This is a genomic window from Pseudomonas ekonensis (assembly GCF_019145435.1).
Taxonomy (GTDB): domain Bacteria; phylum Pseudomonadota; class Gammaproteobacteria; order Pseudomonadales; family Pseudomonadaceae; genus Aquipseudomonas; species Aquipseudomonas ekonensis.
In genome coordinates, this window is the sequence record NZ_JAHSTS010000002.1 from 667,547 (window position 1) to 685,400 (window position 17,854).

Below are 17,854 nucleotides of genomic sequence, written 5' to 3' on the forward strand. Positions count from 1 at the left end.
CAACACCGATGCAAATCCAAGTGTTTATGGGCAATGCCGGCGACGGCAACACGAACAAGCTGCAGACGGTTATCGACCAACTGCAGGCGTTGGGGCACACCCAACCGATGATCCAGGCCGGCGCCTACGGCGAGGAAGGTCTGCTGCAGATTCTTGAGGTGCGGGCCGCCGGTGGCCAGCGCGACATCCTGGTCAACGACTGCAGCCGGCAACAGATTTTGAGGGTCTTGGAATGGCAATCATGCGTGGAGCATGAACCTGTTTTTGACGACCTGGTGATACACCTGGCACGCAAGGACTGACCTGAAAAAAACAGTGTCGAGGAGTTGCAGCCCCCCGACACCCAACCACCACCGAGGGCAATACCATGCAAGCACAGCACCACAGCAGCAGCAGCGCCGCGAAGGCTACCACACCGGCACGGCACCTGGTGGCCACCGCGATCATCGGCGCGGCCATGATCGGCTACCTGATTCAGAAAACCCCGGAGTCGCGCACGCGCCTCGAAAACCTGAGCCAGATCGCCGGCACCTTGGGCCAGCTCAGCGATCGGGACGCCGCCGTCGTGGCCGACCTGCTCGCCCACCCACCCCGCCGGCGGGAAACGGCAGTCGCCGGGAGCGAGCGTCATGCCTGACCAATCCAGTGCCCACGGCATGCCACGTTTTCCCTGGAACCTCGACGCCGCCAGCCTGTGCGACCAGTGCGGCAAATGGCGCGTACAAGGCAGCCACGCACAGTGCAGCCGCACGCGGCAGTTGCTCAATGCCCACCGGCGCAAGCAGCCGCCCAAGCGATAGCCGCGTCCACTAGAAAACGCGCATCCAAATACTTGGCCCGGAAACGGGCCTTTTTGTTTCCGATCGTCAGACTGTCGATACACGAGTACAGCGTTAGGGGTTTACATGAGTGGCGTCGAAGCTCGCGGCAATTCCGTGAGAATCTACTTTCAATACAACGGGGAGAAATGCCGGGAATCCGTCCCCGGGGGCAACACGCCGGCAACCGTCGCCCAGGCCAGACGCCTGCTCGACATCATCGATTACGAGATCCAGACCGGCACCTTCGATTACGCCCGGCACTTTCCCCACTCCTCGAGGCTGGTGGAAAACACCTTCGGCCACTACCTGAACCTGTGGTTGAAGATCAAGGCCAACAGCGTGGCGGCGTCCAGCTATCGCGGGTATGCGAACAAGGCCGAAGTGCATGTGCGCCCGCGCTGGGGCAAACACCAGATCAACCAGATCGATCACCTGGATCTGCAGGAATGGATTCAGGGCACGCTGTCGAAGACCCTGAAGAACAAGACCATTCGCGACATCATCAGCAACGTGCGCCAGGTGTTTCGCCTGTACCGCACGCGGATGAAGGTCGCCCATGACCCGACCGAAGGGCTGATGGTCCGCCTACCTGATCCGGAGGCGCCCGATCCGTTTACCCGTGCCGAAATCAAACAGATCCTCACCACGCCAACCGACCGCACACTGGAGCTGCTGATGGTGCAGTTCATGCTGTGGGCCGGGCCACGGGTCTCGGAGACCATCGCCCTGGCCTGGGAAGACGTCGACCTGGCACAAGGCACCGTGAACTTTCGCCGCTCCAAGGTGCGCGGCGCCTACCGGGTCACAAAGACCCGCCGATCGACGCGCCGGGTGCGTCTGCTGGCCCCGGCGTGGGAGGCGCTACGCAAGATTGATGCGCTGACCCGCCGGCGCAAGGCGGAAACCGTCGAGGTCGTCGAGCGCGACAACAAGACAATCCGCCGACACACCCTGCACTTCGTCTTCCTCAACACGAAAAGCGGTCTGCCGCATGCCAACGACTTTGTCGTGCGAGACCGCTTTTTCAAGGCGCATCTGCTCGCCGCCGGCGTGCGTTACCGGGGGCCGGGGCAATGCCGGCATACCTACGCCAGCCAGTTGCTGACCACCGGCGTGGCGTCGATCGACTGGATCGCCGAGCAGATGGGCCACACCAACGGCAACATGATCCGCCAGCATTACGGGACGTGGATCAACGAAGACGGGCCGGACGTGGTGGGGATGTTGCAACTGGCCCTGAAGCTGTCACCCATTGGAGTTACTTGAAGCACGTTGTGGCCTATGGCGGGTACATCGTTGGATGTGCCCCCTGAACGCAACGCTTTACTTTCGGTCAGGTCGATGGCGGCGCGCATGGCTTCATAAACTCTTGTATTGACCAACCCGCCTGCGCGTAAGCCCCAGGCGAAGCCCTTGGCAAAAATCAACTCTCTTTGAACAATCTCCAGCTCAATCGACTGAGTAACACTAAATAGGGTGCGTTCCAAATGCTGCGTAAAGCTCCGTAAGCAGTCCTTCCAAGGCTACTAAAAGTAAGGGAGTAATCAGCTGCGGACTGGACATATGGTTAGTTCCTTTTCGAGCGAGTAGTGCTCTTTGAGTAAAACTAATCGATGGGACTCCGGCCTTTCAGTTCAAGACGGCTCTGCGGCAAACGAGAAAGTGACTCCCTCCAAAATCTAGATCTACCATAGCCATTGTGGTGTACCAAACACTAACCGGCGCGTGTTTTAGCTAAGCGTAATCCGCGAGTAGGCGACTGCGACACAAATCAAAAAAAGGTATAACAGGTAACGCCGCATAATAAGATGTTTTTAGCGCATGATCAAAATCCGGCCACTGACTCTTAATAGCTTGAACTCTATGCACATGATCAGAATACAGCGCTGTAACTCGAACTATCTCTGCATCCCGAATACCCAATGATGTTTTCAATAGAGAGCTAACTAGTCCTTCATACACACAATGCCCCCTCACAAAAAGATAAGCATTACTACTCGAATAACCGGTTCCAATAGCATCCGCCCGAAACCGATCATACTCAACTTTCTTTCCGGTCGAGACAATAAGGTTCTCAAGGCTTCTTTTAAGCTTCAGGAAAGAAGAAGAAATTCTTGAGAATTCTGGGCACGAACTCAGCGCTCGCTGACAATCTAGCTTAAGCTGTGACTGAAGTATTCTATTAAATTTATCTTTAAAAACATTGCGAGCTTTACGGGAGTGCAAAACAACGTCATAGAACGCCAAACCCAAAGCCACATCAAAAACAAGACTAGAGACCTCAGCAAGCAATCCCGAAGGCTTAGTAGCTAAGCTAGCGACCGGTGTCCCTGTCACACTTTCGAACACCCTATCCAACAAGTCAGACTGTAAGAAAACATTGTCTATCGCATAGACATTAGTAACATACACAAAATCCCTTTCTAGTTTTTGTGACGAGAAGCCGCTTATAAATTTCTTTAAGTAACTATCATCACTATCCAAACAAAAAATCTGCGCCTTGCCCAGGGTTATAACGCCATCTCTTTCCATCTTAAACAACCTATCGCAACCTGTTGAGACCTTTCCGTCAGGCGCGGTTATTTGATCTGGAATTTTTGGAAAAAACTTGTACTTCGGGGAATTCGGTAGATGAGCAAGCCAGAACCGTTTATCATCGAAAGCCTCCACCCACACATCAACATGAATAACACTAGTTCCATCAAGATTAAAATACTTAGTTTTCTCTAAATCTGCACTATTGAATGAAAAGCCTACATCCTTGTTTTTCCCCAACATAGTCACCCCCGCGCGGACGTTACGCAGCTAAAATTAGCCATATTCACAACCTGCTCACACTCAGTATTCATGACCATAAAGGGGGAATGAGTTGAAATAACAAACTGAGAGTTAGGTGCGAGCTTAGTTAGTGAAGGAATAAGCATACGCTGCCACTCCATATGTAAGGAGAGATCGGGCTCATCAAATAGAAAAACTGCAGTACTACTGTAAAGATGCACAATCAAGAACAACGCAAGAAGAGTTTTCTCTCCTCTTGAAAAATATATCCAAGGAATTTCTTGTCCATCTTCCAGATGCATCACTGCATGCTTATTTGTCCACTTCAACTTTCGATTTGTTAGCGCAAAAAATTTATTAAGCTCAACAAAGACTTCCGTACTCTCGAACGCATTTAGTGTATTTTCAAGGATTGCAGGATCTATTTTTTCTCGAACATATTCTCGAGCGGCACTTTCATCCTCCCGCCCACCAGACTTCTCCTCAAATTCTTTTAGCAAAGAGTAAACCGTATCAAAAACATTTGGGTTTTTCACTTGCCTTACCGCAAGCTCATAAAACAATGAAAATAAGGTTTGATTTATTCCTGAATTCCCATTCATTACCTCCTCAGAGACTTCACGCTTATAGTTAAAGTGAATTTCCGAATCAATAAATGCAACAGCTTCGACTTCCCCCCCAAACTCTTCGATTGTTTTGTCACTATTTGAAGAAAGTGCAATACATCCAAAAGCGCGCTCCGCCTTGTCACTATTAGACTTAAAGCTAGCACTAGGTTTATACTCTTTCACTACATCCTGAACACGATTATAAGCATCCTCAATCGTATCAGCACCTGTGAACTCTTTTTCAATTAAGTTTTTGATATCAGCTGGCGAGGAAGAGTGCGCATTCATCTTTAACGCCCGAAGTTTTAACTCACCCTCAAAAACAAGTTCAACAATCCAGTCATAGCTAGTCACTCTATACTCCTCATCCCGCAAAAGAGATAAGGATTCAAGTATCACACCAAGGGTTCTGCTTTTCCCTGACCCGTTATAACCCGTCAATACAAGAACGTTCTTCCCAGGCTCGATAGCTAGCTTTACGCTAGCATCCAATACCGGTGTATTAAATAGAGATATGCTAGTAATTTTTTTCAATTTTCGTTCCCAAATCTGCATCAGCCCACAATCGTCGTGCGTTTGTGTGAAAGGCCATCCATCGATCATAGCGAATGACCATCGGAATATCACTCCATCCCCAGAAATCCGTTAGACAAGGCCTTCCTACACCGCATCATAGAGTAGATCGATTGACTTAGCTGACATCTGCTGGTAGCGGCAATCTCTCTGGCTCGAGTCAGCAGGGGGGGGAGTTAGCGAATGTCCGTTTTTGACCGATTGCTTTTCGTCGGAGAGGTTCCCTAGAGCTGCCGTAGTCGCGTAATCACATCGGTAATTGCGCTGGCATTTGCATCCAGTGTTTTCATCGCTACGACCGCATTTTCTGCAACTGCTTCTAGGCCATTTTCTGAGAGCCATTTAGTGACCTCTTCTATTGCCGCCCCCAAGGCATGCTGGTTGTGTAGGAGCAATGTCAAAGCATCTGCTGTGGCGATGTTAGAGTCTGAGTTGTTTGGCATGGATCCATCCTTGAGCGAGGTGTCTAGAGAGACTAGTTCATGGGCGTCAGGTCATGACCAACGACTGACTCACGGCGCTCCATTTTTTGCACCAAAATAGCGCACCAGTCCCATGCCAGTCCCATATGGACTTTTTTCAGATGCCAGAAACCACAAACCCCCGACTTTCTCTAGGAAAATCAGGGGTTTGCGTTTACTGAATGTGGCGGTGAAGGAGAGATTCGAACTCTCGATACAGTTTCCTGTATACACACTTTCCAGGCGTGCTCCTTAAGCCACTCGGACACTTCACCGTATCTCGTCATTCGCGTTGCGTCTGTCGAGGCGCGCTAATGTAGTCGAAAGCTTTTCCGATGGCAAAGGTTTTTTTCAGAATTTTCATGCGGTTAAGGCATTTACCCTTTTCTGCGTGTTCCGGCCCATGGCAAACCGGCCATTCTCCGGGCGGCGCCAGGCCGTCTTCGGCACCGGAAATGCCTTCCATAGGGATCGGCAAGCGGAATGCGGTGACCGGCGGGTCAGTCACAGTGCTTTACCTGACCTGCATCGCTGGGTAACGTCTGCCTCAACTTTCTTATAAGGAATAGCGTCATGAGCGACCTGGTTGCCTATCACCTCGAAGACGGCATCGCGACCCTGACCCTGAGCAACGGCAAGGTCAATGCCATTTCCCCGGATGTGATCGCCGCGTTCAACGCAGCGCTGAACCGGGCCGTGACCGATCGCGCCGTGGTGATCATCACCGGTCAGCCGGGCATCCTGTCGGGCGGCTATGACCTCAAGGTAATGACCGCCGGCCCTAAAGAGGCGGTGTCGCTGGTGACCGCCGGTTCGACCCTGGCCCGTCGCCTGCTGTCGCATCCGTTCCCGGTGATCGTGGCCTGCCCGGGCCATGCGGTCGCCAAGGGTGCGTTCATTCTGTTGTCCGCCGACTACCGCATCGGCGTCGACGGCCCGTTCAGCATCGGCCTGAACGAAGTGCAGATCGGCATGACCATGCACCACGCCGGCATCGAACTGGCCCGTGACCGCCTGCGTCGCTCGGCCTTCCACCGTTCGGTGATCAACGGTGAGATGTTCGATCCGCAAACCGCCGTGGACGCCGGTTTCCTGGATAAGGTGGTGTCGGCCGAAGAGCTGCAAGGCGCCGCCCTCGCCGCTGCGCGTCAGTTGAAGAAGATCAACATGACCGCGCACAAGAACACCAAGCTCAAAGTGCGCAAGGCCCTGCTGGAAACCCTGGACAACGCGATCATTCAGGATCAGGAGCATCTGGGATAAGCCCCTGCCCCGCCATCGCGCAGCAAACAGAGAGCCCGGCCGTCGTGTCGGGCTTTTTCTTACGCGAGCATTTGAATCCTCCGACAACGCTCTAGGTCGCATCTGACCAACGAGTCGGAAACATGCGCTTAAACATCGGCCATCTCCGGACTCTTGAGCGGCAATTGCCGAAAACAGTGCACATCCGTACACTGCGCCACCTTTTTGTCCCGGTGGGCGTAAAAATGCTGTTTGCGTTTCGTATGTTGTTGATGGGGCTGCACTTTATCCTTGCCGGCGTGTTGGGTGTGATCCTCGGTCTGTGCCGGCCGTTCAATCCGGACAACAGTCGTCTGTGCGCCCGCCTCTATGCGCTGCCGGCCATGTGCATCCTGCGCCTGAGGGTTCGGGCCGAGGTCAGCGGACTGATGAACAAGCCCGCGAGCTGCGTGATCATCGCCAATCATCAGTCCAACTACGACCTGTTCGTGTTCGGCAACGTGGTGCCTTACCGCACCGTGTGCATCGGCAAGAAGAGCCTGAAATGGGTACCGCTGTTCGGCCAGTTGTTCTGGCTGGCCGGCAACGTGTTGATCGACCGTGGGAACGCGCACAAGGCGCGCAAGTCGATGTTGACCACCACCCACACCCTGCAGCATGAGGACACCTCGATCTGGGTGTTCCCGGAAGGCACCCGCAACCTGGGCAAGGAACTGCTGCCGTTCAAGAAAGGCGCGTTCCAGATGGCGATCGCCGCCGGCGTGCCGATCGTTCCGGTGTGCGTCAGCAACTACATCAACCACATGCGCCTGAACCGCTGGCGCAGCGGCAACGTGCTCATCCGTTCGTTGCCGGCAATTCCTACGGCAGGGCTGACGATGGACGACATGCCCCGGCTCATGGCCCAGTGCCAGGAGCAGATGCGCGAATGCATCGATGCGATGGACCGGCAGCTGCAAGCCGCCTGAAGATGAAACCCGCCCCGTGCGGGTTTTCTTTTGCCCGTGAACCATGCAGATTGCACGCACTCTGAAGCAACCACACGGCTAAGCTGAAGCCTGAACCCCCTGTCATCTGCCAAGAAGAAGTGAATCACCACCATGGGTCGAGTTGTCGCTGCTGCGGTTTACAGTGCCGGTAAGAAAGTCACCAACATCACCCTCGACGAAGGCGCGGCCTGGGCCGCGAAAACCGGGCACTTCGTCTGGATCGGCCTGGAAGAGCCGAACGCCCAGGAGCTGACCAACCTGCAACGCCAGTTCAACCTGCACGAACTGGCCATCGAAGACGCCCTGGAAAAGCACAGCCGACCGAAGCTGGAAACCTTCGGCGACGCGCTGTTCATCGTCACCTACTCGCCGGTGCGCCAGCACGGCATCCTGCAATTCATCGAAACCCATATCTTCGCCGGCAAGGGCTACATCATCACCGCCCGCAACGGCCACTCGGCGTCCTACGCCCACGTCCGCCAACGCTGTGAGGCGCGTCCGCTGCTGCTTGAGCACGGGGAAGATTTCGTACTGTATGCAATCCTGGATTTCGTGATCGAGAACTATCAGCCGGTGGGCGAAGCGATCCATGCCGAAATCGACGAACTGGAACGCAACGTGTTGTGCAGCGCCTTGAACGAGCATGACATCCAGAAGCTTCACGGCCTGCGTCGGGATGTCCTGCGCCTGCGGCGCTATGCGGCGCCCATGGTGGAGATCGGCGAGGAACTGCAGAAGCTGAGCTTCCCGTTCATCGACAAGAACATGCGCCCCTACTTCCGGGATGTGCAGATCCACGTGACGCGGCAGATGGAAGACCTGACGACCCTGGCGGACATTGCCAGCCAGACCATCGAGATCGGTGTGTTGCTGGAGGCGTCACGCCAGAGCGTGGTGCAGCGCAAGTTCGCCGCATGGGCGGCGATCCTGGCGTTCCCCACGGCGGTGGCCGGGATCTACGGGATGAACTTCCAGAACATGCCGGAACTGAGTTGGCACTACGGCTATTTCGGCGTGCTGGGGTTCATCACCGTGGGCTGCGTGGGATTGTGGGCGAGCTTCAAGAAGTCGGGCTGGCTGTAGCGAACCCCATGGCCGGGCCGCTTGGCGGCCCGGCGGGAGCAAACGCCATCGCCACAGGAGGCGGGTCAGGCGGTTGCCGGCTTGTGCGCCACGAAACGCATCATCCACTCCGCCACCGTGGTGCCATGGTGCTGATGCTCCAGGCTGGCCACGCCTTTGCTGTAGACCTGCTCGCCCAGGGCTTCCTGGCGCAGATCCAGCAGCGCACGCGAATAGTCGTGAATGAATTCCGGATGGCCCTGGAAGCACAGCACCTGATCGTTGATGTGGTACGCCGCGAACGGGCAGAAGTCGCTGGAGGCGATCACCGTGGCGTTCTCCGGCAATGCGGTGACCTGATCCTGGTGGCTGATCAAAAGCGTCAGCTCTTCCCGCACCGGGCTCATCCACGGCGCCTTGGCGGCCATCTTGTAGTTGTGGATGCCGACGCCCCAGCCCTGGGTGGCGCGCTCGCTCTTGCCGCCCAGCAGCAGCGCCAGCAACTGATGGCCGAAGCATACGCCGAGCAGCTTGTCGCCGCGCTCGTAGCGGGTCAGCAGGTAGTGCTTGAGGGTCTGGATCCACGGGTCTGTGCCGAACGAATCGGCCTTGCTGCCGGTGACCAGGTACGCATCGAAGGTCAGGTCATCGCTGGGGTAGTCGCCCTGCATCACGTTGTAGACGGTGAACTCGGCGGCGATCGGCTGCTGCGAGAACAGGCGCTGGAACATCTGCCCGTAGCCCTGATACTGATCGACCAGTTCCGGACGCAGGATGTCGGTTTCCAGAATGCAGATGCGTAGCGACATAAAAAATTCCTGACACGTGATGGGAATAATGCACACCCCAGAGCCTGCCTTGAAACCACCCGGCAAGGCAAGCCCCGAAATGCGCCCGATCCCTGTCAGGGCACCGTCAGAACATTTCCCCCTTCGCCGCCTTTTCAAGCAGCAAGGCCGGCGGCGCGAAGCGCTCGCCGTACTGTTCGGCCAGGTATTGCGCGCGGGCGACGAAGTCCTGCACGCCGTACTGGTTGATGAACTGCAAGGCACCGCCCGTCCACGCCGCGAAACCGATGCCGAAAACCGAGCCGACGTTGGCGTCGGCCGTGGACATCAACACGCCCTCCTCCACGCAACGGACGGTTTCCAGGGCCTGCACGAACAGCAGGCGATCACGCACGTCCTTCGGCGGGATCTGCCCATCGGGCTTTTCGAACCGGGCCTTCAGTTCGGGCCAGAGGTGTTTCTGGCCGCCGGCCGGATACTCATAGAAACCGCCTCCCGCCGCCTTGCCCGGCCGCTTGAATTCGTTGAGCAGCAAGTCAATCACGGCGAACGCCGGGTGCTCAATCAGCGGTTTCCCTTCCGCTTGCAGGTCTTTGGCCGTTTGCAGACGGATATGGCTCATCAGGCTGAGGGAAACTTCGTCGGAGATCGCCAGCGGACCGACCGGCATCCCGGCCTTGCGCGCTTCGGTCTCGATCATCGGCGCGCTGACGCCTTCGCCGAGCATGGCGATGCCTTCGTTGGTGAACGTGCCGAACACCCGCGAGGTGAAGAAGCCGCGGCTGTCGTTGACGACAATCGGGGTCTTCTTGATCTGCAGGACGAAGTCGAAACCACGGGCCAGGGTCTCGTCGCGGGTGTGCGCACCCTTGATGATCTCCACCAGCGGCATCTTGTCCACCGGGCTGAAGAAATGCAGCCCGATGAACTTGCCCGGATCCGGCACCGCCGTCGCCAGGCCGGTGATCGGCAGGGTCGAGGTGTTGGACGCGATCACCGCATCGGCGCCGGCCACCTGTTGCGCGGCCGCCGACACCTTGGCCTTGAGTTCGCGGTCCTCGAACACCGCCTCGATGATCAGGTCGCAGCCGACAAGGTCAGCATCGCTTTCGGCGGGACGGATCCGCGCCAGCACCGCGTCGCGCTGCCCGGCGCTCATGTGGCCGCGGGCGACTTTCTTGTCCAGCAGCGCCGCCGAATGGGCCTTGCCCTTCTCGGCGGCGGCCAGGCTCACGTCCTTGAGCACCACGTCGATGCCCGCCGCCGCGCTGACATAGGCGATCCCCGCCCCCATCATCCCCGCCCCGAGCACGCCCACCCGGCGTGTCACGTAAGGCGCATGACCCTGCGGCCGCGAGCCGCCGGCATTGATTTCGTTGAGCTGGAACCAGAACGTGCCGATCAGGTTCTTCGCGACCTGGCCGGTGGTCAGTTCGGTGAAGTAGCGGGTCTCGATCAGGTGCGCGGTGTCGAAGTCCACCTGCGCGCCTTCCACCGCCGCGCAGAGGATCTTCTCCGGCGCAGGCAAGGTGCCTTGGGTTTTCGTGCGCAGGATCGACGGCGCGATGGCCAGCATCTGTGCGACCTTCGGGTTCGACGGCGTGCCGCCGGGGATCTGGTAGCCCTTCACGTCCCAACGCTGCACCGCGTCCGGATTGGCCAGGATCCAGGCCCGGGCCTTGGCCAGCAGCTCGTCGCGGTCGGCCGCCAGTTCGTCGATCAGGCCGGCCTGCAACGCCTGCCGCGGGCGGACTTTCTTGCCTTCAAGCAGGTAAGGCAGCGCCTTTTCGAGGCCGAGCATGCGCACCATGCGCACCACCCCGCCGCCGCCCGGCAACAGACCTAAAGTCACTTCAGGCAGGCCGAGCTGCACCGACGCGTCGTCCAGCGCCACACGGTGATGGCAGGCCAGGCAGATTTCCCAGCCGCCGCCCAGCGCCGCGCCGTTGATGGCGGCGACCACCGGTTTGCCGAGGGTCTCCAGGGTGCGCAACTGGCCCTTGAGGGACAGCACCATGTCATAGAAGGCCCGGGCTTCGGGCTTGCCGACCTTGATCAGCTCGTTGAGGTCGCCGCCGGCGAAGAAGGTCTTCTTGGCGGAGGTGACGATGACGCCGGCGATCGTGTCCTTTTCCGCCGCCAGACGGGCGACGCAAGCGGCCATGGCCTCGCGGTACACCGCGTTCATGGTGTTGGCGCTCTGGCCCGGCATGTCGATGGTCAGGGTGACGATGCTGTCCTGGCCCAGTTCGTAACGGATGGCTTGGCTCATTGGGTTGGGTTCCTTGAAGTCCGGGCTCAGAGGCGTTCGATGATGGTGGCGATGCCCATGCCGCCGCCGACGCACAGCGTCGCCAGGCCATAGCGCAGGCGCCGGGCTTCCAGTTCATCGAGCAGGGTGCCGAGGATCGCGCAGCCGGTGGCGCCCAGCGGATGGCCCATGGCGATGGAGCCGCCGTTGACGTTGACCTTGTCCGGATCGACGGCCATGTCCTTGATGAACTTCAGCACCACGGAAGCGAAGGCTTCGTTGACTTCGAACAGGTCGATGTCCTCCACCCGCAGCCCGGCCTTGGCCAGCGCCTTGCGGGTGGCCGGCGCGGGGCCGGTGAGCATGATGGTCGGGTCGGTGCTGGTGACCGCCGTGGCGACGATCCGCGCCCGGGGCGTCAGGCCCAGCGCCTTGCCGCGGGCTTCGGAGCCGATCAGCATCAGCGCCGCGCCGTCGACGATGCCGGAGCTGTTGCCCGGCGTGTGCACATGGTTGATCCGCTCGACATGGCTGTAGACCCGCAGCGCCGTCGCATCGAAGCCCATCTGGCCGATCATTTCGAAGCTCGGCTTGAGCTTGCCCAGGCCTTCGAGGGTGGACTCGGCGCGGATGAACTCATCGTGATCCAGCAGGACGATGCCGTTCTGGTCCTGCACCGGCACCAGGGATTTGCTGAACGCCCCGGCGGCCCGCGCCCGTGCGGCCTTTTGCTGCGAATGCAGGGCGTAGGCGTCGACGTCCTGCCGGCTGAACCCCTCGAGGGTGGCGATCAGGTCGGCGCCGACGCCCTGCGGAGTGAAATGGCTGTGCAGGTTGGTCTGCGGATCCAGCGCCCAGGCGCCGCCGTCGCTGCCCATCGGCACCCGCGACATGGATTCGACGCCGCCGACCACCACCAGCTCCTCGAACCCCGAGCGCACCTTCATGGCCCCGAGGTTCACCGCCTCCAGGCCCGAGGCGCAGAAGCGGTTGATCTGCACGCCCGCTACGCTGATGTCCCAGTCGGCCACCTGCACGGCGGTCTTGGCGATGTCCGAGCCTTGGTCGCCGATGGGCGTGACGCAACCGAGCACCACGTCATCGACCTGGCTGGTGTCCAGCGCCGTGCGCTGCTGCAGTGCGGTGAGCAGCCCGGCCACCAGGTTCACCGGCTTGACGCTGTGCAGCGATCCATCGGCCTTGCCCTTGCCGCGGGGCGTGCGTAACGCGTCGAAAATCAAAGCTTGGGTCATGACGTCTCGAACCTGTGCGGTGAGTGAAATTCGTGCGCTCACTGTTGGCTCGCGCCGCCCCGGATTCAATGACCGCAGCGCTCAATGGCGTTGACGCGCACGCTCAGACGGACGGTCATCCCTGGCCAGGTTAACCGGTTCAGGCCGCCGAGCTGTCTAGCAAAAGGGCGGCAAAGAAGCTGGCAATGGGCCTCATGCCGTTTTAATCGCGACTTGCAGCCATTCCATACGAAATGGATCTAAGCCAAGCGTGACGCGGGCCCTAAGGTGAACAAGTACGCCGTTGTCGTCGGGTTTTGCCGAGGCACGCGTTCGTTACAGGAAGTGCAACGCTTGCCGTCATGGAGATCAGGCAAGCCTCAGGAAATAACAAAAAAGGCGGTCAAGCCATGTTCAAACAACCGAAAGTTCGTCAAGCGGGGCTCATTCTCTTTGCCACGACGCTGTTGTTGATTCTGCCCAACCTGACCAAGGTGCTCGGCTGACTCAAGCGGCAGGTTTCGCTCATCGCCACCTATCCTGTGACTGGCCCGCTACCCGGGCCAGCGTGGCTGTGCCACTCTTTGCGCACTTCCACGACATGGACGGCGATCATTTGAAAGCGCTCACTCTGTTCGGGGCCCTGCTGCTGAGCACGCCCCTCTACGCCGCACAGCTGAACCTGGAGCTGGGCGCGAACGGCCGCACCTGGCAGACCGAGGAACTGCTCAAGCATCCTCAGGCGCAGACCCTCACGATCAAGAACGATGTTTCCTACAAGCGGGACATGACCTACCGCGCCGTGCCGGTGGCCGCGCTGTTGACGGGCATCCAGCCGGCCGACCACCTGCAAGCGGTGGCGCTGGACGGTTTCGCCGCGGAGCTGGCCGCCGCACCGTTGCTCCAGACCCAAGGCGCGCGGGCCTGGCTGGCCATCGAAGACCCGGCGCAGCCGTGGCCTCCGCTGTCGGAAGGCAAGCCCAGCGCCGGGCCGTTCTATCTGGTCTGGACCGATCCCGAGGCCAGCCACATCAGCCCGGAGCAGTGGCCGTTCGAAGTCGCCAGCATCAAGCGCATGGCGCCGGTGGCCGAGCGCTTCCCGGCCCTGCTGCCGGATCCCGCACTGAAGGCCGACGACCCGGTGAACAAGGGCTTCGCGCTGTTCCAGAAGAACTGCCTGGCCTGCCACCGCCTCAACGGCGCCGGGGACGCGCAGTTCGGGCCGGACCTGAACATTCCGTACAACCCGACCGAGTACTTCGGTGCGGACTTCCTCAAACGCTACATCCGCGACCCGCAGAGCCTGCGCCAGTGGCCGCAGGCGAAGATGCCGGGCTTCTCCGCCCAGGTGCTGCCGGACGCGGAGCTGCAGAACCTGGTGGGCTACCTCAAGCACATGGCCGGACGCAAGGTTAAGCCCTGACCCCACACCATCCCTGTAGGAGCGAGCCTGCTCGCGAAGCGATCCGTCAGCCACTGCAAAGGTGGCCGATCCGCCTTCGCGAGCAGACTCGCTCCTACAGGGGCCCTCATCACTGTTGCTGGACGGAAATCACCGGCGTCGGCGACACCACCACCTTGGCGTGCATCTGTTCGTACCCGCCGCCCCGGCGCATGCCGCGCACCGGGCAGGCGTCGAGGTAGTCCAGGCCCACCGCGAGCTTGAGGTGCCGCTCCGGACGGGCCAGCCGGTTGGTCACGTCGAAGCTGTACCAGGCGTCGTCCAGCCAGGCCTCGGCCCAGGCGTGGCTGGCCAGGTGCTCGCAGTCCTCGCTGTACAGGTAACCCGACACATAACGCGCAGGCACCCCCAGGCTGCGCGCGCAGGCGAGAAACGCATGGGTATGGTCCTGGCAGACACCGGTCCGTGCCGCGAACGCCTCCGCGGCGCAGGTATCGACTTCGGTCGAGCCCGGCAGGTAGGCCATGTGCCGGTTCAGGCCGTGCATCAGGTCGATCAGCGCGGTGCGGTCACGGCGCTGCTTGCAGGCCTGCCCGGCGAATGCGCGCAACGCTTCGTCGGCCTCGGTGAGGCGGGTGAAGCGCAGGAACGGCAACGCCGACTGGCTCTCGTGTTCCGCCTCGCGCCGTTCGTCGATGTCGACCACCCCCCGGGCGCCGATGACGATCGCTTCGTGGGGTTCGTCGAGGGTCAGCACATGCAGGATGTTGCCGAACGGGTCGAGCTGCGCGCGCACCGGGCGCGGCAGGTTCAGTTGCCAATTCAGCACCTGCTGGCGTTCGCTGTCGTGCGGGGTCAGGCGCAGGTACTGGATGCTCGCCCGCACCTGATCTTCGTAGTGATAGGTGGTCTCGTGGCTGACGGAAAGTCTCATGCGGCCTCCAGGTAGGAACTGTGAATGGCGTTGCCCAGCTGGCGCACCAGCGGGATGAATTCGGTGAGCCAGGCGTGCAGGCCCTCTTCGAGGATTTCGTGGATGCCGGTGTAGCGCAGGCGCGCGTCCATTTCCGCCGCCAGCCGTTGCGCGGGCCGGCCGTTGGCCCCCGGCAACTGGGCGAGGATCTGGTCGATTTCCTCGGTGCAGGCCCGCAGCGAACGCGGCACGTCGGCGCGCAACAGCAACAACTCGGCGACATGCCGGGCGCCGGGCGCATCGCGGTAGATCTCGGTGTAGGCCTCGAACGACGACAGGGCCCGCAGCAGCGCGCTCCACTGGTAATAGGCGTGCGCGGTGCCGTCGCTGACCGCTTCGGCTTGGTCGCCGGCCATCTCGTAGCGGGCGTCGAGCAGGCGCAGGGTGTTGTCCGCCCGTTCGATGAAGGTGCCCAGGCGGATGAAGCGGAACGCGTCGTTGCGCATGATGGTGCCGTAGGACGCGCCGCGGAACAGGTGCGAGCGCTCCTTGATCCATTCGCAGAAGCGGCTCATGCCGTAGCGGCTCAGGCCCTGGTCGGCGATCCCGCGGATCTCAAGCCAGGTGGCGTTGATGTTCTCCCACATGTCGGCGGTGATCCGCCCGCGCACCGCATGGGCGCTGGCCCGGGCCGCGCCGAGGCAACTGTAGATGCTGGCCGGGTTGGCCGCATCGAGGGCGAAGAAGTGCAGCAGCCGTTCGGCGTGCAGCTCGCCGTGGCGTTCCAGGTAGTCGTCCAGGGTGCCGGTGATCATCAGCGGCATGGCGAGTTCGTGCAGGCCGTCGCCGCGGCCGCCCTGCGGCATCAGCGACAGCGAATAGCTGACGTCGAGCATCCGCGCGAGGTTTTCCGCCCGCTCCAGGTAACGCGACATCCAGTACAGATCCGAGGCAGTTCTACTTAACATGGCAGGCTTCCTTCAATCCTCGACCACCCAGGTGTCCTTGGTGCCGCCGCCCTGGGAGGAATTCACCACCAGAGAGCCTTCACGCAGGGCGACACGGGTCAGGCCGCCGGGCACCACCCGGGTTTCGCGGCCGGACAGCACGAACGGACGCAGGTCGATGTGGCGCGGCGCGATGCCGTTCTCGACAAAGGTCGGACAGGTCGACAACGACAGCGTCGGCTGCGCGATGTACGCGTGGGGCCTGGCCTTGATCCGCTCGCGGAACGCGTCGATCTCCGCCCCCGTCGCCGCCGGCCCCACCAGCATGCCGTAGCCGCCGGAGCCCTGGGTCTCCTTGACCACCAGATCCGGAAGATGGGCCAACACGTGGGACAGTTCCGACGGATTGCGGCATTGCCATGTCGGTACGTTCTTGAGGATCGGCTCCTCGTCGAGGTAGAAGCGGATCATTTCGGTGACGTACGGATATACCGACTTGTCGTCGGCCACGCCGGTGCCGATCGCGTTGGCCAGCACCACGTTGCCGGAGCGGTAGGACGACAGCAGCCCCGGCACGCCCAGCATCGAATCCGGGCGGAACGCCAACGGGTCGAGGAAGGCGTCGTCGAGACGGCGGTAGATCACGTCCACGGCCTTCGGGCCGTCGGTGGTGCGCATGTAGACCTTGTCGTCGCGCACGAAAAGGTCCGCGCCCTCCACCAGCTCGACGCCCATTTCCCGGGCGAGGAACGCATGCTCGAAAAACGCGCTGTTGAACCGCCCCGGCGTCAGCACCACTACGCTCGGGTCGTCCAGGGGGCTGGAGCTCTTGAGCGTGTCGAGCAGCAGGTTCGGGTAGTGGTCGATGGGGGCGATGCGCTGGGCGGCGAACAGTTCGGGGAACAGGCGCATCATCATCTTGCGGTCTTCGAGCATGTAGCTCACGCCGCTGGGGGTGCGCAGGTTGTCCTCCAGCACGTAGTAGGCGCCGTCGCCGTCGCGCACCAGGTCGACGCCGGAGATGTGCGAATAGATGTCGCGGTGCAGATCCAGCCCCTGCATCGCCAACTGGTACTGCTCGTTGGCCAGCACCTGCTCGGCGGGAATGATCCCGGCCTTGATGATGCGCTGGCCATGGTAGAGGTCGGCGAGGAACAGGTTCAGCGCCTTGACCCGCTGGATGCAGCCGCGTTCGACGGTCCGCCATTCGCTGGCGGGGATGCTGCGCGGAATGGTGTCGAAGGGGATCAGGCGCTCGGTGCCCTGCTCGTCCCCGTAGAGGGTGAAGGTGATGCCGGCACGGTGGAACAGCAGATCGGCCTCGCGTCGCCGCTGGGCCAGCAGTTCGTCGGGCGTCTCGGCCAACCAGCGGGCGAATTCCCGGTAATGCGGGCGGATCTGGCCGCCGGCATCGTACATCTCGTCAAAACGGGTGCGGTTCATGCCGTACTCCTTGTCACTCCGGACATCCGAACCTTCGCAAGGCCCGTGCCATCGGCAGAAACGCTTTGATTTCAGTCGGTTGGATAATCGCGCCGCGAACACCGCACCATTGCTGTGCGGCAAACGCCCCAACCCGATCGCCCCCGCTCCATGGCGACGCAACGCCGTCGCCTATCACCAGCATAGTCAGAGTTGATTTCACTGCCCGGCGGCGCCTGCGGATAATCCGCGCATCCGCTGCACGACGTCCCCCGCGAAGTGTGCAGCCCAACTGATCGATGGCCGCGACCGCAGCCCGCCCAGCCGTGACCCTGACCGGTTCCCTCTCCTTCCGGTCTTCCCTT

General features: G+C 60.4%; 19 protein-coding genes and 1 tRNA gene. 9 read left to right on the plus strand and 11 right to left on the minus strand.

The genetic code is table 11. The features are described 5' to 3' along the window. Window positions 1-8: 8 nt before the first annotated feature. The 4 genes from KVG96_RS15930 to KVG96_RS15945 all read left to right on the plus strand — a co-directional run bounded on the left by KVG96_RS15930 (window position 9) and on the right by KVG96_RS15945 (window position 2,087). Window positions 9-302 carry a hypothetical protein gene (locus tag KVG96_RS15930; RefSeq protein ID WP_217892991.1) on the plus strand — a complete coding sequence of 98 codons (294 nt, stop codon included), beginning with the start codon at window positions 9-11 and terminating at the stop codon, window positions 300-302. Window positions 303-367: 65 nt separating this feature from the next. After that, the gene (locus KVG96_RS15935) at window positions 368-637 is read left to right on the plus strand and encodes a hypothetical protein (protein ID WP_217892992.1); all 270 of its coding nucleotides are present in this window, start codon (window positions 368-370) and stop codon (window positions 635-637) included. Beyond that, window positions 630-800, plus strand: coding sequence for a hypothetical protein (locus KVG96_RS15940; RefSeq protein WP_217892993.1), 171 nt, complete (start codon window positions 630-632; stop codon window positions 798-800). The genes KVG96_RS15935 and KVG96_RS15940 overlap by 8 nt, the downstream gene beginning before the upstream one ends. A 105-nt stretch (window positions 801-905) precedes the next feature. After that, window positions 906-2,087: an Arm DNA-binding domain-containing protein gene (locus KVG96_RS15945; RefSeq protein WP_217892994.1), complete on the plus strand. Its 1,182-nt coding sequence runs from the start codon at window positions 906-908 to the stop codon at window positions 2,085-2,087. A 468-nt stretch (window positions 2,088-2,555) separates the two neighbouring features. Here KVG96_RS15945 and KVG96_RS15950 read toward each other — a convergent pair whose 3' ends face one another. The 5 genes from KVG96_RS15950 to KVG96_RS15970 all read right to left on the minus strand — a co-directional run bounded on the left by KVG96_RS15950 (window position 2,556) and on the right by KVG96_RS15970 (window position 5,749). Beyond that, the gene (locus KVG96_RS15950; RefSeq protein ID WP_217892995.1) at window positions 2,556-3,599 is read right to left on the minus strand and encodes a DUF4435 domain-containing protein; all 1,044 of its coding nucleotides are present in this window, start codon (window positions 3,597-3,599) and stop codon (window positions 2,556-2,558) included. A 2-nt stretch (window positions 3,600-3,601) separates the two neighbouring features. Then, window positions 3,602-4,810 carry an AAA family ATPase gene (locus KVG96_RS15955; RefSeq protein ID WP_217892996.1) on the minus strand — a complete coding sequence of 403 codons (1,209 nt, stop codon included), beginning with the start codon at window positions 4,808-4,810 and terminating at the stop codon, window positions 3,602-3,604. Window positions 4,811-5,004: 194 nt separating this feature from the next. Next, window positions 5,005-5,223, minus strand: a complete 219-nt coding sequence (locus KVG96_RS15960; RefSeq protein WP_217892997.1) for a hypothetical protein — start codon at window positions 5,221-5,223, stop codon at window positions 5,005-5,007. Between the two features lie 203 nt (window positions 5,224-5,426). Further along, window positions 5,427-5,516, minus strand: a tRNA-Ser gene (locus tag KVG96_RS15965). Between the two features lie 8 nt (window positions 5,517-5,524). Then, window positions 5,525-5,749, minus strand: coding sequence for a hypothetical protein (locus tag KVG96_RS15970; RefSeq protein WP_217892998.1), 225 nt, complete (start codon window positions 5,747-5,749; stop codon window positions 5,525-5,527). A 65-nt stretch (window positions 5,750-5,814) separates the two neighbouring features. On the opposite strand from KVG96_RS15970, the gene KVG96_RS15975 reads away from it, so the two are divergent. The 3 genes from KVG96_RS15975 (at window position 5,815) to KVG96_RS15985 (ending at window position 8,555) form a co-directional block, all read left to right on the plus strand. Next, window positions 5,815-6,504, plus strand: a complete 690-nt coding sequence (locus KVG96_RS15975; protein ID WP_217892999.1) for a crotonase/enoyl-CoA hydratase family protein — start codon at window positions 5,815-5,817, stop codon at window positions 6,502-6,504. Window positions 6,505-6,728: 224 nt separating this feature from the next. Then, a complete protein-coding gene (locus KVG96_RS15980) occupies window positions 6,729-7,451 on the plus strand; it encodes a 1-acylglycerol-3-phosphate O-acyltransferase (RefSeq protein ID WP_217893000.1) in 723 nt (240 codons plus the stop codon). A gap of 132 nt (window positions 7,452-7,583) precedes the next feature. Beyond that, window positions 7,584-8,555, plus strand: a complete 972-nt coding sequence (locus KVG96_RS15985) for a magnesium and cobalt transport protein CorA (protein WP_217893001.1) — start codon at window positions 7,584-7,586, stop codon at window positions 8,553-8,555. Between the two features lie 65 nt (window positions 8,556-8,620). On the opposite strand, the gene KVG96_RS15990 is transcribed toward KVG96_RS15985, so the two are convergent. From KVG96_RS15990 to KVG96_RS16000, 3 genes are all read right to left on the minus strand, one after another. Next, window positions 8,621-9,343, minus strand: coding sequence for an amidotransferase (locus KVG96_RS15990; RefSeq protein ID WP_217893002.1), 723 nt, complete (start codon window positions 9,341-9,343; stop codon window positions 8,621-8,623). Window positions 9,344-9,449: 106 nt separating this feature from the next. Further along, on the minus strand, window positions 9,450-11,594 hold the full coding sequence (locus KVG96_RS15995; RefSeq protein ID WP_217893003.1) for a 3-hydroxyacyl-CoA dehydrogenase NAD-binding domain-containing protein: 2,145 nt from the start codon (window positions 11,592-11,594) through the stop codon (window positions 9,450-9,452). Window positions 11,595-11,620: 26 nt separating this feature from the next. Beyond that, window positions 11,621-12,826, minus strand: coding sequence for an acetyl-CoA C-acetyltransferase (locus KVG96_RS16000; protein WP_217893004.1), 1,206 nt, complete (start codon window positions 12,824-12,826; stop codon window positions 11,621-11,623). 341 nt (window positions 12,827-13,167) lie between these two features. Between KVG96_RS16000 and KVG96_RS16005 the strand changes: the two genes are divergently transcribed. Together KVG96_RS16005 and KVG96_RS16010 are read left to right on the plus strand one after the other, a co-directional pair. Next, window positions 13,168-13,311 carry a hypothetical protein gene (locus KVG96_RS16005; protein WP_170929964.1) on the plus strand — a complete coding sequence of 48 codons (144 nt, stop codon included), beginning with the start codon at window positions 13,168-13,170 and terminating at the stop codon, window positions 13,309-13,311. Window positions 13,312-13,406: 95 nt separating this feature from the next. After that, entirely contained in the window at window positions 13,407-14,228 is an 822-nt protein-coding gene (locus KVG96_RS16010) for a c-type cytochrome (protein WP_217894236.1), read from the plus strand. A gap of 109 nt (window positions 14,229-14,337) precedes the next feature. Here KVG96_RS16010 and KVG96_RS16015 read toward each other — a convergent pair whose 3' ends face one another. From KVG96_RS16015 to KVG96_RS16025, 3 genes are read right to left on the minus strand one after another with little or no spacing between them, the layout of a single operon-like run. After that, window positions 14,338-15,141, minus strand: a complete 804-nt coding sequence (locus KVG96_RS16015) for a transglutaminase family protein (RefSeq protein WP_217893005.1) — start codon at window positions 15,139-15,141, stop codon at window positions 14,338-14,340. Next, entirely contained in the window at window positions 15,138-16,088 is a 951-nt protein-coding gene (locus tag KVG96_RS16020) for an alpha-E domain-containing protein (RefSeq protein WP_217893006.1), read from the minus strand. Before KVG96_RS16020 ends, KVG96_RS16015 begins: the two co-directional genes overlap by 4 nt. A gap of 12 nt (window positions 16,089-16,100) precedes the next feature. Then, window positions 16,101-17,510, minus strand: coding sequence for a circularly permuted type 2 ATP-grasp protein (locus KVG96_RS16025; protein ID WP_217893007.1), 1,410 nt, complete (start codon window positions 17,508-17,510; stop codon window positions 16,101-16,103). Window positions 17,511-17,854 lie beyond the last annotated feature (344 nt).

Excerpts from the sequence above, each read along its gene's own strand:
- KVG96_RS16015 (WP_217893005.1), bottom strand. The coding sequence starts at position 15,141 with ATGAGACTTTCCGTCAGCCACGAGACCACCTATCACTACGAAGATCAG.
- KVG96_RS15985 (WP_217893001.1), top strand. The coding sequence starts at position 7,584 with ATGGGTCGAGTTGTCGCTGCTGCGGTTTACAGTGCCGGTAAGAAAGTC.
- KVG96_RS15955 (WP_217892996.1), bottom strand. The coding sequence starts at position 4,810 with ATGATCGATGGATGGCCTTTCACACAAACGCACGACGATTGTGGGCTG.
- KVG96_RS16005 (WP_170929964.1), top strand. The coding sequence starts at position 13,168 with ATGGAGATCAGGCAAGCCTCAGGAAATAACAAAAAAGGCGGTCAAGCC.
- KVG96_RS16010 (WP_217894236.1), top strand. The coding sequence starts at position 13,407 with ATGGACGGCGATCATTTGAAAGCGCTCACTCTGTTCGGGGCCCTGCTG.
- KVG96_RS15940 (WP_217892993.1), top strand. The coding sequence starts at position 630 with ATGCCTGACCAATCCAGTGCCCACGGCATGCCACGTTTTCCCTGGAAC.
- KVG96_RS15990 (WP_217893002.1), bottom strand. The coding sequence starts at position 9,343 with ATGTCGCTACGCATCTGCATTCTGGAAACCGACATCCTGCGTCCGGAA.
- KVG96_RS15945 (WP_217892994.1), top strand. The coding sequence starts at position 906 with ATGAGTGGCGTCGAAGCTCGCGGCAATTCCGTGAGAATCTACTTTCAA.
- KVG96_RS15930 (WP_217892991.1), top strand. The coding sequence starts at position 9 with ATGCAAATCCAAGTGTTTATGGGCAATGCCGGCGACGGCAACACGAAC.
- KVG96_RS16000 (WP_217893004.1), bottom strand. The coding sequence starts at position 12,826 with ATGACCCAAGCTTTGATTTTCGACGCGTTACGCACGCCCCGCGGCAAG.
- KVG96_RS16025 (WP_217893007.1), bottom strand. The coding sequence starts at position 17,510 with ATGAACCGCACCCGTTTTGACGAGATGTACGATGCCGGCGGCCAGATC.
- KVG96_RS15975 (WP_217892999.1), top strand. The coding sequence starts at position 5,815 with ATGAGCGACCTGGTTGCCTATCACCTCGAAGACGGCATCGCGACCCTG.
- KVG96_RS15995 (WP_217893003.1), bottom strand. The coding sequence starts at position 11,594 with ATGAGCCAAGCCATCCGTTACGAACTGGGCCAGGACAGCATCGTCACC.
- KVG96_RS15980 (WP_217893000.1), top strand. The coding sequence starts at position 6,729 with ATGCTGTTTGCGTTTCGTATGTTGTTGATGGGGCTGCACTTTATCCTT.
- KVG96_RS16020 (WP_217893006.1), bottom strand. The coding sequence starts at position 16,088 with ATGTTAAGTAGAACTGCCTCGGATCTGTACTGGATGTCGCGTTACCTG.
- KVG96_RS15950 (WP_217892995.1), bottom strand. The coding sequence starts at position 3,599 with ATGTTGGGGAAAAACAAGGATGTAGGCTTTTCATTCAATAGTGCAGAT.
- KVG96_RS15960 (WP_217892997.1), bottom strand. The coding sequence starts at position 5,223 with ATGCCAAACAACTCAGACTCTAACATCGCCACAGCAGATGCTTTGACA.
- KVG96_RS15935 (WP_217892992.1), top strand. The coding sequence starts at position 368 with ATGCAAGCACAGCACCACAGCAGCAGCAGCGCCGCGAAGGCTACCACA.